The 14,991-nt window shown below is 70.6% G+C and carries 16 protein-coding genes; 10 read left to right on the top strand and 6 right to left on the bottom strand.

Annotation, left to right across the window (positions count from 1 at the left end; all coding sequences use genetic code 11):
- Nucleotides 1-18 precede the first annotated feature (18 nt).
- The 7 genes from OG905_RS09865 to OG905_RS09835 all read left to right on the top strand — a co-directional run bounded on the left by OG905_RS09865 (nucleotide 19) and on the right by OG905_RS09835 (nucleotide 5,303).
- A complete protein-coding gene (locus OG905_RS09865; protein ID WP_328667353.1) occupies nucleotides 19-1,137 on the top strand; it encodes a SchA/CurD-like domain-containing protein in 1,119 nt (372 codons plus the stop codon).
- A gap of 70 nt (nucleotides 1,138-1,207) precedes the next feature.
- The gene (locus OG905_RS09860; RefSeq protein WP_328667352.1) at nucleotides 1,208-1,651 is read left to right on the top strand and encodes a cupin domain-containing protein; all 444 of its coding nucleotides are present in this window, start codon (nucleotides 1,208-1,210) and stop codon (nucleotides 1,649-1,651) included.
- Nucleotides 1,648-2,916, top strand: a complete 1,269-nt coding sequence (locus OG905_RS09855) for a beta-ketoacyl-[acyl-carrier-protein] synthase family protein (RefSeq protein WP_328667351.1) — start codon at nucleotides 1,648-1,650, stop codon at nucleotides 2,914-2,916. Before OG905_RS09860 ends, OG905_RS09855 begins: the two co-directional genes overlap by 4 nt.
- The gene (locus OG905_RS09850) at nucleotides 2,913-4,163 is read left to right on the top strand and encodes a ketosynthase chain-length factor (protein WP_328667350.1); all 1,251 of its coding nucleotides are present in this window, start codon (nucleotides 2,913-2,915) and stop codon (nucleotides 4,161-4,163) included. Before OG905_RS09855 ends, OG905_RS09850 begins: the two co-directional genes overlap by 4 nt.
- A gap of 16 nt (nucleotides 4,164-4,179) precedes the next feature.
- Nucleotides 4,180-4,437, top strand: a complete 258-nt coding sequence (locus OG905_RS09845; RefSeq protein WP_142213054.1) for an acyl carrier protein — start codon at nucleotides 4,180-4,182, stop codon at nucleotides 4,435-4,437.
- A 1-nt stretch (nucleotide 4,438) separates the two neighbouring features.
- Nucleotides 4,439-4,912, top strand: coding sequence for an SRPBCC family protein (locus tag OG905_RS09840; RefSeq protein WP_328667349.1), 474 nt, complete (start codon nucleotides 4,439-4,441; stop codon nucleotides 4,910-4,912).
- A 58-nt stretch (nucleotides 4,913-4,970) separates the two neighbouring features.
- Nucleotides 4,971-5,303, top strand: a complete 333-nt coding sequence (locus tag OG905_RS09835; RefSeq protein ID WP_328667348.1) for a TcmI family type II polyketide cyclase — start codon at nucleotides 4,971-4,973, stop codon at nucleotides 5,301-5,303.
- A gap of 87 nt (nucleotides 5,304-5,390) precedes the next feature.
- On the opposite strand, the gene OG905_RS09830 is transcribed toward OG905_RS09835, so the two are convergent.
- Together OG905_RS09830 and OG905_RS09825 are read right to left on the bottom strand one after the other, a co-directional pair.
- Nucleotides 5,391-6,458, bottom strand: a complete 1,068-nt coding sequence (locus OG905_RS09830; RefSeq protein WP_328667347.1) for a methyltransferase — start codon at nucleotides 6,456-6,458, stop codon at nucleotides 5,391-5,393.
- Nucleotides 6,459-6,493: 35 nt separating this feature from the next.
- The gene (locus tag OG905_RS09825; RefSeq protein ID WP_328667346.1) at nucleotides 6,494-7,558 is read right to left on the bottom strand and encodes a right-handed parallel beta-helix repeat-containing protein; all 1,065 of its coding nucleotides are present in this window, start codon (nucleotides 7,556-7,558) and stop codon (nucleotides 6,494-6,496) included.
- Nucleotides 7,559-7,984: 426 nt separating this feature from the next.
- On the opposite strand from OG905_RS09825, the gene rsgA reads away from it, so the two are divergent.
- Nucleotides 7,985-9,094, top strand: a complete 1,110-nt coding sequence (gene rsgA / locus OG905_RS09820; protein WP_328667345.1) for a ribosome small subunit-dependent GTPase A — start codon at nucleotides 7,985-7,987, stop codon at nucleotides 9,092-9,094.
- Between the two features lie 238 nt (nucleotides 9,095-9,332).
- Here the strand turns inward: rsgA and OG905_RS09815 are convergent, their stop codons facing one another.
- The 3 genes from OG905_RS09815 to OG905_RS09805 form a co-directional block, all read right to left on the bottom strand.
- Nucleotides 9,333-9,698, bottom strand: a complete 366-nt coding sequence (locus OG905_RS09815; RefSeq protein WP_266482465.1) for a PPOX class F420-dependent oxidoreductase — start codon at nucleotides 9,696-9,698, stop codon at nucleotides 9,333-9,335.
- Between the two features lie 122 nt (nucleotides 9,699-9,820).
- The gene (locus tag OG905_RS09810) at nucleotides 9,821-10,303 is read right to left on the bottom strand and encodes a DUF456 domain-containing protein (RefSeq protein ID WP_328667344.1); all 483 of its coding nucleotides are present in this window, start codon (nucleotides 10,301-10,303) and stop codon (nucleotides 9,821-9,823) included.
- A 23-nt stretch (nucleotides 10,304-10,326) separates the two neighbouring features.
- The gene (locus OG905_RS09805; protein ID WP_328667343.1) at nucleotides 10,327-11,319 is read right to left on the bottom strand and encodes a helix-turn-helix domain-containing protein; all 993 of its coding nucleotides are present in this window, start codon (nucleotides 11,317-11,319) and stop codon (nucleotides 10,327-10,329) included.
- Nucleotides 11,320-11,676: 357 nt separating this feature from the next.
- On the opposite strand from OG905_RS09805, the gene OG905_RS09800 reads away from it, so the two are divergent.
- On the top strand, nucleotides 11,677-13,119 hold the full coding sequence (locus OG905_RS09800; RefSeq protein ID WP_328667342.1) for a protein phosphatase 2C domain-containing protein: 1,443 nt from the start codon (nucleotides 11,677-11,679) through the stop codon (nucleotides 13,117-13,119).
- A 221-nt stretch (nucleotides 13,120-13,340) separates the two neighbouring features.
- Nucleotides 13,341-13,799, top strand: coding sequence for an ATP-binding protein (locus tag OG905_RS09795; RefSeq protein ID WP_328682147.1), 459 nt, complete (start codon nucleotides 13,341-13,343; stop codon nucleotides 13,797-13,799).
- A 37-nt stretch (nucleotides 13,800-13,836) separates the two neighbouring features.
- Here the strand turns inward: OG905_RS09795 and OG905_RS09790 are convergent, their stop codons facing one another.
- On the bottom strand, nucleotides 13,837-14,913 hold the full coding sequence (locus OG905_RS09790; RefSeq protein ID WP_328667341.1) for a DUF2637 domain-containing protein: 1,077 nt from the start codon (nucleotides 14,911-14,913) through the stop codon (nucleotides 13,837-13,839).
- Nucleotides 14,914-14,991: the final 78 nt, after the last annotated feature.

The raw sequence follows: 14,991 nt of genomic DNA, 5'->3' as shown, positions 1-14,991 counted from the left end.
CGCTAAGGAGTGTGAGAGATGACAACCCTGTCGGAACGGATATCTCAGTCCGCCTTCGACGGCTCAAGGCTTCGAGTCGTTCTGCTGCTCGACCTCCACGACGGCGCACAGAACCAGTTCCTGGAGGCGTACGAGCACCTGCGCAACCAGGTCGCGTCGGTCCCCGGCCACATCAGCGACCAGCTGTGCCAGTCCATCGAGAACCCCTCCCAGTGGCTCATCACCAGCGAATGGGAGAGCGCGCCGCCCTTCCTCGCCTGGGTGAACAGCGAGGAGCACGTCGAGACGGTCCAGCCGCTGCACAGCTGCGTACGCGACACCCGCTCGCTGCGCTTCAGCGTTCTGCGCGAGACCGGAAAGACCGTCACCTCCGCCGAGGAGCTCAAGGGCCGCCTCCAGGCATCGCCCAGGCTCGGCGACGGAGTCGTCCGGCACGCCCTCACCTTCACGGTGAAGCCGGGCACCGAGAAGAAGGTCGCGAAGATCCTTTCCGGCTACACCTCGCCGTCGGCCCGGGTCGACGAACACACCCGGCTGCGCCGCACCTCCCTCTTCATGCACGGCAACCGGGTCGTACGAGCCATCGAGGTCCAGGGCGACCTTCTCGCCGCACTGCGCCACGTGGCCAAGCAGCCCGAGGTCCGTGAGGTGGAGGAGGCCATCAACCCGTATCTGGAGCAGGACCGGGACCTCAACGACCCCAACTCCGCGCGGGTGTTCTTCACCCGGGCCGCACTGCCCGCCGTACACCATGTGGCGGGGGACGGGCAGTACTCGGCCGAGCTCACGCGGCACGCGCTGTACTACCCGGCCAAGGAAGGCTGCGGCATGGCGCTGGCCCGGCTGCTCGCCAAGCAGGACGAGGCGGCGGCCCAGAGCCCGGACAGCCCCATCGCGAGCAGCACGATCTTCCAGCGCGACGACATCGTGGTCCGGCTCGTCGACATGACCGGAAAGCTCGAGACGCAGCCCGCGCTCGCGCTCGGCATGAGCGGTCCCCGCAAGGCCGCCACGCTCGCCCGGCTGCTCGCCGTCGGCGAGGAGGGCGTCCCGGAGACCGACAAGGAGATGGCGCGCTTCCTCAAGCACTCCGCCATGGAACTGATCACCGACCGCAACGCGCCGCCGGAGTCCTGACCCGTACGTCCGGCGCGTCGCGGCCTGGCAGGCCGAGCCGTCGGGGGCACCGCACCTGGAGGAACCAGACATGACCAAGCACAGCCCACGCATCGTGGATCTCAGCGAGACCCAGCCCAACCGACGGCGCGGCGGTGACCTGCGCGCCATGCTCACCCCGACCGCGGTGGGCGCGACCAGTGGCTTCATGGGCCTTGCCATCGTGCAGCCCGGTGAGCGCATCGGCGAGCACTACCACCCGTACTCCGAGGAATTCGTGTACGTGGTGAGCGGTCTCCTCGAGGTGGACCTTGACGGCGAGACGCACTCGATGCGGCCCGATCAGGGGCTCATGATCCCCCTGAACGTGCGCCACCGGTTCCGCAACGTGGGGGACGTCGAGGCCCGCATGGTCTTCCACCTCGGCCCGCTGGCCCCGCGCCCCGAGCTCGGGCATGTCGACACCGAGGCCACCGAAAACAGCGAAGGCGCCGAGCAGGGCAGGCCGCCGGAACGGACTGGGGCCGTTTCGTGAACCGGCGGGTGGCGGTCACCGGGGTCGGTATCGTCGCCCCCGGAGGAGTGGGCGCCCGGCAGTTCTGGGACCTGCTCGCGAACGGCCGTACGGCGACGCGGGGCATCACGCTCTTCAACCCGGAGGGCTTCCGCTCCCGCATCGCCGCCGAGGTCGACTTCGACCCCGCGGCCCACGGTCTCGACCCGGACCAGGTGGCGCGCTCGGACCGGTACATCCAGTTCGCGCTGGTGGCCGCACGTGAGGCGATATCCGACGCCGGGCTCGACCCGGAGAAGGAGAACCCCTGGCGGATCGGTGTCTCTCTGGGCACGGCCGTCGGCGGCACCACTCGCCTGGAGCACGACTACGTCGCGGTCAGCGACTCCGGCGCCCGCTGGGACGTGGACCACCGCCCGGCGGAACCGCATCTGCACCGCGCGTTCTCGCCGAGCACCCTCGCCTCCGCCGTCGCCGAACAGGTCGGCGCCCACGGTCCGGTGCAGACCGTCTCGACGGGCTGCACCTCGGGACTCGACGCGATCGGCTATGCCTTCGCCTCCATCCAGGAGGGCCGGGTCGATGTCTGCATAGCCGGCGCGTCGGACTCGCCCATCTCACCGATCACGGTGGCCTGCTTCGACGCGATCAAGGCGACGTCGCCGAACAACGACGACCCGGCCCACGCATCGCGGCCGTTCGACCTCAACCGGGACGGGTTCGTGATGGGCGAGGGCGGCGCCGTCCTCGTCCTGGAGGAACTGGAACACGCCCGGGCCCGCGGAGCGACCGTCTACTGCGAGATCGGGGGCTACGCCACCTTCGGCAACGCCTACCACATGACGGGACTGACCCCCGAGGGCCTGGAAATGGCCCGGGCCATCAACACCGCGCTCGACCACGCCGGGCTGAACGCCACGGCGATCGACTACGTCAACGCGCACGGCTCGGGCACCAAGCAGAACGACCGTCACGAGACGGCCGCGGTCAAACGCTCCCTGGGCGAACACGCCTTCAAGACGCCCATGAGCTCCATCAAATCCATGGTGGGTCACTCGCTGGGCGCCATCGGCGCGATCGAACTCGTGGCCTGCGTCCTGGCCATGGCCCGTCAAGTGGTCCCGCCGACCGCGAACTACGAGACCCCCGACCCCGAGTGCGACCTGGACTATGTGCCGCGTACCGCACGCCCCCGGAAGCTGCGCAGTGTGCTCTCCGTCGGCAGTGGGTTCGGCGGTTTCCAGTCCGCGGTCGTCATGACCAGACCGAATGGGAGGGCGCGATGAGCCCCAGCCGGACCCGGCGGACGGTCGTCACAGGTATAGGCGCCATAGCCCCCAACGGGGCCGGCACCGAGGTCTTCTGGAAGTCGACCCTGGAGGGCCTCAGTGTGCTCGACCGGGTCACCCGGGAGGGGTGCGAGCACCTGCCGCTCCGGGTCGCGGGCGAGGTGCGGGACTTCGACCCCGCCTCGCTGATCGAGGAGCGCTACCTCGTCCAGACGGACCGGTTCTCGCACTTCGCGATGGCCGCGGCCGATCTCGCCCTCGACGACGCCCGGCTGGGCCGCGCCGACTACGAGGGCTCGCCGTTCGCGGTGGGTGTGGTGACCGCCGCCGGGTCCGGCGGCGGTGAGTTCGGCCAGCGCGAACTGCAGCGGCTGTGGGGGCAGGGCCCCCGCTATGTCGGCCCGTACCAGTCCATCGCCTGGTTCTACGCGGCGAGCACCGGCCAGATCTCCATCCGGGCCGGGTTCAAGGGCCCCTGCGGCGTCGTGGCCAGCGACGAAGCAGGCGGGCTCGACGCGTTCGCACACGCCGCGAGAGCCGTACGCAACGGAGCCGACGCGGTCGTCGTCGGCTCCGCGGAAGCGCCCCTGGCGCCGTACTCGGTCGTCTGCCAGCTCGGGTACGAGGATCTGAGCACCTGTGAGGACCCGGCGCGCGCCTACCGGCCCTTCACCTCGGACGCGTGTGGATTCGTGCCCGCCGAGGGCGGCGCGATGCTCGTGGTCGAGGAGGAGACGGCGGCCCTGCGGCGCGGCGCCAAGCCGCGTGCCGTGGTGGCCGGCCACGGCGCGACCTTCACCGGTCCTTCCCGGTGGGAGCAGTCCCGCGAGGGGCTGGCTCAGGCGATCCGCGGGGCGCTGGCGGAGGCCCGGTGCGCGCCCGAGGAGATCGACGTGGTCTTCGCGGACGCGCTCGGCGTACCGGAGGCGGACCGCGCCGAGGCGCTGGCGATCGCCGACGCGCTGGGCGCACACGGCCGGCGCGTACCGGTCACGGCGCCCAAGACGGGCATCGGGCGGGCCTATTGCGGAGGACCGGTGCTGGATGTGGCCGCCGCGGTACTGGCCATGGAACACGGCGTCGTGCCGCCCACGCCCAACGTCTTCGACGTCTGCCACGACCTCAGCGTCGTGACCGGCCGGGCCCGTCCGGCTGGGCTGCGGACCGCCCTGGTGCTCAGCCGCGGCCTCATGGGCTCGAACGCGGCCCTGGTGCTGCGCGGCGCCACCGACACCCCCGAGTGAAGAAGGAGAGTCCCCCATGTCCGACCGACTGACCATCGAAGAACTGGCCGCCCTGATGAAGAAGGGCGCCGGTCTCACCGTGGACCCCGTCGACCTCGCGAACCGGCCCGACTCCGGTTTCGACGAGTTCGGCCTCGACTCCCTGGGCCTGCTCGGCATCGTCGGCGAGCTGGAGAACCGGCACGGCCGTCCGCTGCCTCCCGACGCGGACCGCTGCAAGACCCCGCGGGAGTTCCTCGACCTCGTCAACAACACCCTCATGACTGGAGCCTGACGTGCCTGGACACACCGAGAACGAGATCACCGTCGCCGCCCCCCTGGACCTCGTCTGGGACATGACCAACGACATCGAGAACTGGCCCGGCCTGTTCAGCGAGTACGCGTCGGTCGACATCCTGGAGCGCAAGGGCAGCAAGACCACCTTCCGCCTCACCATGCACCCCGACGACAACGGCAAGGTCTGGAGCTGGGTCTCGGAGCGTACGACCGACCGCAAGGGCGGCAAGGTCACGGCCCGCAGGGTCGAGACGGGCCCCTTCGAGCACATGAACATCCGCTGGGAGTACACGGAGGTCCCGGGCGGCACCCGGATGCACTGGACGCAGGACTTCGCGATGAAGCCGGACGCCCCGGTCGACGACGACTGGATGACCGACAACATCAACCGCAACTCCAAGATCCAGATGGAGCTCATCCGGGACAAGATCGAACAGCGCGACCGCGAGCGCCGCTCCGCCGCCGTCAACTGAAGCCGTCCGACGAGAAAACCAGGCCGGGCGAGGAGCCCGGCCGGGAAAGGAAGCTCCTGTGCACCACGCTCTGATCGTCGCCCGTATGGCGCCGGAGTCGGCTCCGGGCATCGCCGAGCTGTTCGCGGCCTCCGACGCCGGCGAACTGCCGCACCTCGTCGGGGTGACCCGGCGCAAGCTGTTCCAGTTCGGCGACGTGTATCTGCATCTGATCGAGTCGGAACGGCCACCCGGCCCCGAGATCGCAAAGGTGACGCAGCACCCCGCGTTCAAGGACATCAGCGACCGGCTCCAGGCCTTCGTCAGCCCGTACGACCCGGAGACCTGGCGCAGCCCGAAGGACGCGATGGCCCGTCAGTTCTACGCCTGGGAGCGTGACGCCACCGTCTGACACCCGACACGACAAAACGCCCCGGGCCCGGCTCAGTTGGAGCCGGGCCCGAGGCGTTCGTGGTGTACCGGATCGAGGCGTACCGGATCAGCCGGGGACGACCGACTCGAAGGCGTGCAGATACGCGTTGACGGGCCGGACCTCACCGATCAGCAGGCCCGCGCGGGTGATGCGCTCCACCAGGCTCGCCCTGGTGTGCTTGGCACCTCCGACGTTGAGCAGCAGAAGCAGATCCATGGCGGTGGTGAACTTCATCGAGGGGGTGTCGTCGACGAGGTTCTCGATGACGACGACCCTCGCCCCGGGGCGGGCCGCCGAGACGATGTTCCGCAGGGTCCTGCGGGTGGACTCGTCGTCCCACTCCAGGATGTTCTTGATGATGTAGAGATCGGCCTCGACCGGGATGTCCTCACGGCAGTCCCCGGGCACGATGCGCACCCGCTCGGCGAGCGAACCGCCCGTAAGCAGCCGGGGATCCGCCTTCGCCACCACATCGGGCAGATCCAGCAGCGTGCCCCTGAGGCCCGGGTGCTTCTCCAGCAGGCTGGCCAGCACATGCCCCTGGCCGCCGCCGATGTCGGCGACCACGCCCACACCGGTGAGGTCGAGGAGCTCCGCGACCTCCAGCGCCGACTGCACGCTGGACGTGGTCATGGCCCGGTTGAACACATGCGCCGACTCGTGAGCATCCTGGTGCAGATACTCGAAGAAGCCCTTGCCGTACAGCTCCTGGAACACGTTCCCGCCCGAACGCACCGCCTCGTCGAGGCGGGGCCAGGCGTCCCAGGTCCACGGCTCCGTGCACCACAGGGCGATGTAGCGCAGGCTGCCCGGATCGTCCTCGCGCAGCATGCGGGACATCTGGGTATGGGAGAAGCTCCCGTCCTGAGTCTCGGCGAAGACGCCGTAGCAGGACAGGGCGCGCAGCAGCCGGCGCAGCGGCTGCGGCTCGGTGTTCAGCTCGGCGGCGAGCTCCTCGGCCGTGGCAGGTTCCTCGCCGAGGGCGTCGGCGACACCCAGCCGGGCCGCCGCGCGTACGGCGGCGGCGCAGGCCGCCCCGAACACGAGCTCCCGCAGGCGCATGGCCGGCGGGGGAGCGGCCGGCTCGGCAGGGGAGCCGACCGCCGGCGTGGGTCTGGGACTTACGGTGGTCATACCGCCTCGATTCTCCAGGTGAAGGGGAACACCGGTCAGCACATTCCTGCGGGCTCGGAGGCCTGGCAGACATTGCCGGTGAACGTGTTGCCCGTACCGCTGCCCCGATTGGCGAGGTCCGCGGGCTTATTGCCCTCCAGCTGGTTGTTCGTGATGACATTGGCGGTGTTCTGGGCGCCCACGAAACTCTGGAACAGCACGATTCCGCCGGACAGAGGCGAGGCGCCGACGTTGTCGGCGACGTAGTTGGCGCGGATCACCGTCGACTCGGCGCCGGTCAGGACGATTCCGGAGCCCTGGATGGCGGGGAGGCGGGAGGTGGCCGGGCACGACTTGTTGTTCGCGACGATCATGTTGGCCCGCAGAGTCATCGCGCCGGCCGCGGGCTTGGACTCGTCGCCCACGACGAACGCGCCCGCGCAGTTCCCGCTGATGTAGTTGCCGCTGACAGTGAGGTTCCGGACCCGTCTGACGGTGACTCCGATACGGTTCCCGGTCAGCTGGTTGCCCGCGATCACCGTGCCCCCGGTGTCGGTCGCCCCGCCCTCGGCGTCGACCGTGTTCGCGATGAAGATTCCCGCATCGCCGCTGTCCCGGACGACGTTGCCCTTGAACAGGGCACGGGTGGACTTCTGCTGGGCGATGCCCCAGACCCCGCTCTTCTCCGCGATCACGTTCCGGACCGTCAGACGGTCGGTGTCGGAGGCCCAGACGGCGTTCTTCTTGAAGCCTGTGAGAGTCAGTCCCCGGATGGTCACGCCGTCGACCGTCTTGGCCGCCGTGCCCGTCACACAGATACCGTTGCCACTCGCGGCGCAGGAGTTGGCCGCCGGTGTGGTGGCCGCTCCCGGCTTGATGACGGTCGCCGTCCCCCACCCGCGCAGGGTCAGGTTCGCCTTGGTGACAAGGACGCTCTCACGGTACGTACCGGGTGAGACGACGATGGTGTCTCCCGGCTCGGCGGCGTCCACCGCTTCCTGGATCGATTCGCCCGGGTGCACCGTGTGCATGGCCGCGGCGGAGGACGGGGCGGCTGCGCCCAGTCCCGAGACCACGACGACTGCGATGCATGTGAGGCACATGAGCTGTCGTTTCGTCATGAGGCGAAGCTATGGGCGATCATGAGGGCTCGCCACACGGCGTGAGCGTATGGATACATAACGTGCGCGAGTGGCCCAAGCGAGGCGGCCGATCAGGTGACAGGGCGGGACTCCTCCGCCGGCGTCGGCAGCGCGGGGAACTCGCCGGGGCCGGGGGCTTGTTCAGGCGCGCCGCCGCGCCGGAAAACAGGTTGACGCCTCACACCGCCGCCGGGCATCGTTGCCTCGTTCCCGGCGGCGGTACGAAACCCCGCGCCGGGCCGCCGTACGAGAACAGGAGGTGAGGACCGTGATGACTGTCGCTGCGCTGGGTGCTGCCCAGGTCCAGAAGATCATCATTCCCACCCCTGTGGTCTCCGGCTGACCTTCCTTCTCCCTCCGCGCCGACGAGCGCGATGCCGGGGCCACCCTGTGAAGGGTTTCCCCTTGTCTTTCTCTTCTTCCTCTTCTTCTCAGGCTTCCTCGCACCCGCTGTCCGGCTACGGCTGGGACGAGAGCTGGGACGCCGCATTCGCTCCGTACGCCGAGCAGGGGCTGCTGCCCGGCCGGGTCGTACGCGTCGACCGCGGGCAGTGCGATGTCGTCACCGCCGACGGGCTCGTCCGCGCCGACACGGCGTTCGTGACCCCGCACGATCCGCTGCGGGTGATCTGCACGGGTGACTGGGCCGCCGTCGACCGGGACGGCGACCCCCGATTCGTACGGACCTATCTGCCGCGCCGTACCGCCTTCGTACGCTCCACCTCGTCGAACCGCTCCGAGGGGCAGATCCTCGCAGCCAACGTCGACCACGCGATCATCGCGGTCTCGCTCGCCGTCGAACTCGACCTCGGGCGGATCGAGCGGTTCCTCGCGCTCGCGTGGGAGAGCGGGGCGCAGCCGCTGGTCGTGCTCACCAAGGCCGACCTCGTGCCCGACGTGAGGGGGCTTTCGTATCTCGTCCAGGACGTGGAGACGACGGCGCCGGGCGTACAGGTGCTGCCCGTCAGTTCGGCGACCGGCGAAGGCGTCGAAGTGCTCGCCGCCGTCGTGTCCGGCGGGACGAGCGTGCTGCTCGGCGTGTCCGGGGCGGGCAAGTCGACGCTCGCGAACGCGCTGCTCGGCGAGGACGTGATGGACGTGCAGGCCATCCGCGACGTCGACGGCAAGGGCCGCCACACCACCACGACCCGCAACCTCCTCGCCCTGCCCGGCGGGGGCGTACTCATCGACACACCGGGGCTGCGGGGCGTCGGGCTCTGGGACGCCGAAGCCGGCGTCGGGCAGGTCTTCTCCGAGATCGAGGACCTCGCGCAGGAGTGCCGCTTCCACGACTGCGCGCACGTGGCGGAACCGGGCTGCGCGGTGGTCGCCGCGGTCGAGGACGGTTCGCTGCCGGAACGGCGGCTGGACAGCTACCGCAAGCTCCTGCGGGAGAACAAGCGCATCGTTGCGAAGACGGACGCGAGGCTGCGGGCGGAGATCCGGCGCGACTGGAAGCAGAAGGGGGCGGAGGGACGGGCGGCGCTTCAGGCGAAGCGCGGCGGCGCCCGGTAACACCGGGGGCGCTGCCCCCCGGACCCCCGCGCCTCAAATGCCGGCGAGGCTGAAATCTCCCGCCGGTCGGCCTGAATCTTCAGGCCGACCGGCGGAAATTCAGCCCGTCCGGCGTTTGAGGACATGCGGCCGAAGGTCGTATTCGGGGGTCCAGGGGGCGAAGCCCGATGGTTACGGGATGGGGGTACCTCCCACGGCCGCCAGGCCGTAGGGGGAGGGCGGGGTGGGGGATACACCCCTACTCCAAGCCCCAGCTGTGGATCTTCTTCGGGTGGATCCGGATCAGCTCTTCGCTGAAGTGCGGCCCCAGCTCATGCGGCCCCGTCACCAGTTCCGCCTCCCCCCGGATGTCCACCCCCCGCACCCTCCACGGGCGCAGGCTCACAATGTCGTCGACAACCAGCGCCACCTTCGGATTCGCCTGCAGGTTGCGCCACTTCTTCGTCGTCGCGAGGGCGTACCCGCCGATCAGGATCGTCCCGTCGTCCTGGGGGAAGAAGCCGACCGGGTTCGCCTGCGGCTGGCCCTTGGGGTCGACGGTCGCCAGCCGTCCCAGCCGCTGGGACGCGAGATACGCGCGCTCGGCCTCGCTGAATTCGGTCATGCATGCAGCCTCACACGCGTACCTCGTCCACCGCATCGGATACGGGACCTCGTCGGGTCCTAGGACTTCTGTCCGGGTTCAGCGCGTGGGCGCGGCAGCCGAGCCGCAGTTCAGGGAACCGCTCAGCCCGCCAGCACCGCGCCCATCCACGCCCCCATGACCAGCAGACACGCGAACAGCTCCACCAGAACGCTCGTCCCCACCGCCCGCATCACCGCTCGCGTCGAGGCCGCCGCGGGCCCGTGCCCGCCCAGTCGCAGCCGTTCCGATCCGTAGATCCCCCCGATGAATCCCGGTATCGCGCCCACCACCGGTATCAGGAAGAAGCCGATCAGCGCCCCCACGCCCGCGGACACGACCATCCGGCGGGTGACTCCAACGTCGCGCACCCGGCGCGGCGGCAGCAGCCACACCAGTACCTGGTCGACGAGCAGGACCACCGTCGCGCCCACCAGCAGGGCCCAGGCCGTTCCGGTCTTCTCGTGCAGCGACCACCACATGACCGCGGCCCACACCAGCCACCGCCCCGGCACACCGGGTATGAGAACCCCGAGCAGGCCCAGCAGCATCACCAGGCCGACCAGCAGGAGCTGCCACACGCCCATCTGCCAAGGGTGCAGGATCCCGCTCAACCCCGCAGGTCGCGAGCCACCCAGCCCCTCGCGTACGCATGCCAGCCGAGCTGCAGCCGGGTCGTCACGCCCGTCAGGTCCATCAGCCCCTTCACCCGGCGCTGAACGGTCCTCAGCCCCAGGTCCAGCTGCTTGGCCGCGCTCGCGTCCGTCATCCCGGCGAGCAGCAGCGAAAGGATCTCCAGGTCCGTGGCGTCGGGCGCAGGAGCCGCTTCCTCACAGACGTCGCCGCGCGCGCCGAGCCGTATCGGCAGGGCGTCCCGCCACACCGCCTCGAACAGGCCCGTCAGCGATTCGAGGAGACCGCTCGCATGGACGACGAGGGCCGCGGGCTCGGCCCCCCGCCCGGTCAGCGGAACCATCGCCAGGGTCCGGTCCGCGACAACCAGTTTGGTCGGGACCCGCTCCACCACCCTGACCTGTTCGTCGCGGCCGAGCGCCGCGCTCAGTTCCGTGATCCCACTGGGCATGGCCAGCACCTCGCGCTCGACCACCACGCGGTAGGTGACGCCACGAGTCGCGGCCTTCTCCTCCGCCTCGTTGTCCGTTCCGGAGACCACGACCGGATTGCCGGTGACCAGGGCGCAGACCTCCTCGGTCGCACCCAGCTGCAGCTGTACGAAACGGTGCGCGACGGCGCTCGCGCCGGTCACCACCTCGACCAGATCGTGCACGGCGGGCTCGGCGGCCTCCGCGCGGTACTCCTCGGCGAGCAGCGCAGCCGCCAGTTCGGCCTGATCCAGCTCGTGCCGCTGCTGGGTCAGCAGTGCCCCCAGCGCCACTCCCGGCGGCGCCGCCACCCAGCGTCCCGTACGCGCCGAGGACTGTGCGGCGAGGCCGTGTTGCTCCAGCCTGCGCAGCGCGCGTTCCGTGTCCGGCTCCGGCAGGGCCAGCCGGTGCGCGAGATCCGTGACCTCCGCCGCCCCGAGCGCGACGAGCGCGCGGTATGCCGACTCCTGTCTCTCGTCGAGACCTATCGCTCCCAGCACCAGACCCCACCCCTCCCCGGACGTGCGCTTCTTCGGACGTGATGGCGGAAACCGGCCACGGCGTATTTCCGCCTCGCACATCATCCCTGCTCCGGTGGCCGCTCTGCCAATGTGGCGCCACCGCAGCACCAACAGCCTCCGGCAACAGTGCATTTCGCGCCTGTCCCGGCACCCGTACAAAGCTCTGCGACTCCGCCATCCAGCTCGTGGCCAACGCATACGCCCTGCGCTGACCACGAAACGGTCCGCCGGACGTCCTTCCCGTGGGGGGTTGGGACGCCCGGCGGACCACCCGTCGAACGTCTCTTTTTCCGGATGCCCCGTTTTCGTACCGCCCGTGCGGTGGACAATAAGGGCATGAGTCAGCAGGGGGAGAGGCCCGCCACCGAGGACGACTGGTGGAACCGGCTGTACGACGCGTCCGCCCCGGACACCGGGCCCGCGGCGAGAGCGGGCGACACGCTTGACGACCGATTCGACTCGGCGGCGGATGCGGTGGCTGCGGACGACGCACCCGAGCCGCGAGAACCGGACCCGGAGTGGGACCCGGAACCGGGCCCGGCGCCGGACCGGATGCGCCCGCGCGCCTGGTGGGAGACGCACCCCGCGGACGTCTCCGCTCCCGCTCCGCCCGCCGCGTCGCCGAGCACCCCGGCGCGGCCGGCCGCGCCCCCGAGGCAACGCGCGTCGTGGGAGCCGCCGCGCACTGCGCCCCCGCCCGCCCAACTCCCTCCCGAGCCGCCGCGCCCCGCCGAGCCGCCTTCCCAAGTCCCGCTCCCTCCCCAGGAGTCGGCCGGCCCTCCGCCCACGCCTCCCGCCCGTCCCCAGGCCGGCCACGTCGGCGACGGCCCGCCCACCTACGACGCCGAGCCCACGGCCCTGCCCCCGGCCCAGCCCCAGGACCTGGACGAACTCGTCGCCGACACCGTGCTCGACGGCGCCCGTTACGGCACATACACCCTGCGCGCCGTCTCCAGCCGCGGCGACTCCGCGCGCTACCGCGGCGAGCCGCGCCGCGACGCCCTGCTCACCGCCCGATTCGGCACCGGCGATGCCGCGCTCGTCCTGGTCGCCGTCGCCAGCGGCGCCCGCGCCGCCGAGGGCGCCCATCTCGCCGCCGCCGACGCCTGCCGCTGGATCGGCGGAGCCGTCGGCCGCAGCCACGCCCGGCTCTCCGAAGACATAAGGGCAGGCCGCCGCGGCGACCTCAAATCCGGGCTGCACCGGCTCACCGACCGCAGCTTCGGCAAGCTGCGGGCCGGCGCCGCCGAGCTCGGGGTCCAGCCGGAGGAGTACACCGCCCATCTGCGCTGTCTGCTGCTCTCCGCCGATCCCGAGTGCCGCACCCGGGTGTTCTTCGGCGTCGGCGGGGGCGGTCTCTTCCGTCTGCGCGACGGCGTCTGGCAGGACATCGAGCCCTCGGTCCCCGAGCGCGCGGCAGTCACCGGCGACGCCGTCGTCGGATTCGGGTCACCGCCCGCCGAGACCCCCGAGGGCGACCGGCTCACCATGGACTTGGGGATCGCGACGCCGCCCTCGCCGTACATCGAGGCACCGCCCCCGCCACCGACCGAACCCTTCCGCTTCCGTGCCTCGGTGGCCCGTCCGGGCGACACCTTGCTGCTGTGCAGTACGGGCCTGGCCGAGCCGCTGCGCGGCGAGCCCGCCCTCGCCGAGGAGCTGGCCGTGCGCTGGACCCCCGCCGAGCCGCCCGGCCTTGCGGCGTTCCTCGCCGACACCCAGCTGAGGGTGAAGGGGTACGCCGACGACCGTACGGCTGTCGCCATCTGGGAGGCGTAACCGCTCCCTCCATGGGTCGTGCTGGACGGCGGCGTGGGCCGGATGGTGCAGCTGGCTCGCTCCAACCTCCGAAACGTACCGAGGCCCTGAGTCCGGCCCGGCATGTGGTTGATGAATCGACATGAGTGGTGCTCCCCGCTCGGGGAATGCATGTCCGTGAGCGTGTTCGACAAAGGGAGTCATTCCGGAGAAGGGGCTGTTCCGACGTGCGGGTGGGGATGATGACGGGGCGTCAGGGAGGGGCCGGACCGGCGGCGAGCGGGTGCGGCCGGGAATCCGGGGCGGAGGGAGAAGGGCGCGGTCAGCTGCATCGCAGGCTGGGCTGTGCGGATCTCACCGCTGTGCCTGAAGTGCGACGTGCTTTACGGGAGTTGTTACGGCACTGGAGAGGGCAGGACACGAAGGACGTGGCGGAGCTGCTGGCCAGCGAGCTGGTGACCAACGCGCTGGTCCACACCGATCACGGCGCGGTCGTCACGGCGACCGTCGCGGCCTCCACCCTCCGCGTGGAGGTACGGGACTTCATGGCCGGACTGCCGGTTCCACGCGCACCGGCGGCGCACCTGGACACCCACGGCCGCGGGCTTGTGCTGGTGCAGAGCCTGGCCGACGCGTGGGGCGTCCATACACACGGCGTCGGCAAGGTGGTCTGGTTCGAGCTGCACGGAAGGCCGGTCTGACCTTCGCAGACCGGCCTTCGTACGGGTTGCGGCGCCCTCAGCCGAACTGCCGCTCGAGATCCGTGAGCTTCCGCTCCAGGGAGTCGAGACGCGGCAGCGCCTGGGTGTCGTCCTCGGCGGTGAGGTCGATCGTGCGCGGCTCAGTGCCGTTGGCCGGTTTCACGGCCTGCAGGGAGGGCCGGGAACGAAACGGCAGCTGTCCCGGCTCGGCTATGGCAGGCTCCGCGACGGACCCGACGCCGCCCGAGGCGGCCTGTGCCGAACCGGTTGCGGAGCCCAGGGCGGGAAGCTCCGAGCGCAGTTCGGACAGCCGGTGGCGCCCGCGCCCCCAGGCCCGGTGCTGCCGGTTGAGTGCCCTTATCTGCGCCCGTTCCATCTTCTCCCGGTCCCGCCTGCGCAGGCGGTTCTGCTCCTTCAGCTGCCGGTCCTCGCGGACTTCCTCCACCGCCTCGTCCAGGGTGCGTACGCCCTCCAGAAGCATCAGCGACCAGGCGCCGAAGGTCTCCCGGGGAGCGCGCAGCCAGCGCACGACGCGGATCTGCGGCAGCGGGCGGGGCACCAGGCCCTGCTCGCGCAGCGCCGCCCGGCGGGTCTGCTTGAGCGCCCGGTCGAACAGGACGGCTGCCGACAGCGACATCCCGGAGAAGAACTGAGGGGCCCCGTCGTGGCCGAACCCCCGTGGCGCGTGTACCCAGTTGAACCAGGCGGCCGCGCCCGCGAACAGCCACACCAGCAGCCGCGAGCCGAGCGCCGCGTCACCGTGGCTGGCCTCGCGCACGGCCAGCACCGAGCAGAACATGGCGGCGCCGTCGAGACCGAAGGGGACGAGATACTCCCAGCCCCCGGTGAGGTTGAGATTCTGCTGGCCGAAGCCGACGAGGCCGTGGAACGAGAGGGCGGCGGCGACGGCGGCACAGCAGAACAGGAGCACATAGGAGGCCGTACCGTAGATCGCCTCCTTGCGCCGCCGGCGCTCCTCGCTGCGTTCCCAGGAGTCGTCGGAGGCCTTGTCACTGGCGCGCTTGCCGCGTGTGAACACCGTCACCGCGCCCAGGCACCCCAGGAGCATCACGCCGCCAGGAAGCAGCCACAGTGATATGTCGGTCAGTCTCATGGGCGGTGTCCCTTGCATCGCGGTAGAGCGTTTCGGCCGCCATAGTGGCCGAAGTCCCAGCGCCCCCAAGGGGTTTCG

It is taken from the genome of Streptomyces sp. NBC_00322, assembly GCF_036147535.1.
GTDB lineage: Bacteria > Actinomycetota > Actinomycetes > Streptomycetales > Streptomycetaceae > Streptomyces.
The sequence above is the reverse complement of the archived record's forward strand: the minus strand, read 5'-3'. Positions and strand labels throughout refer to the sequence as shown.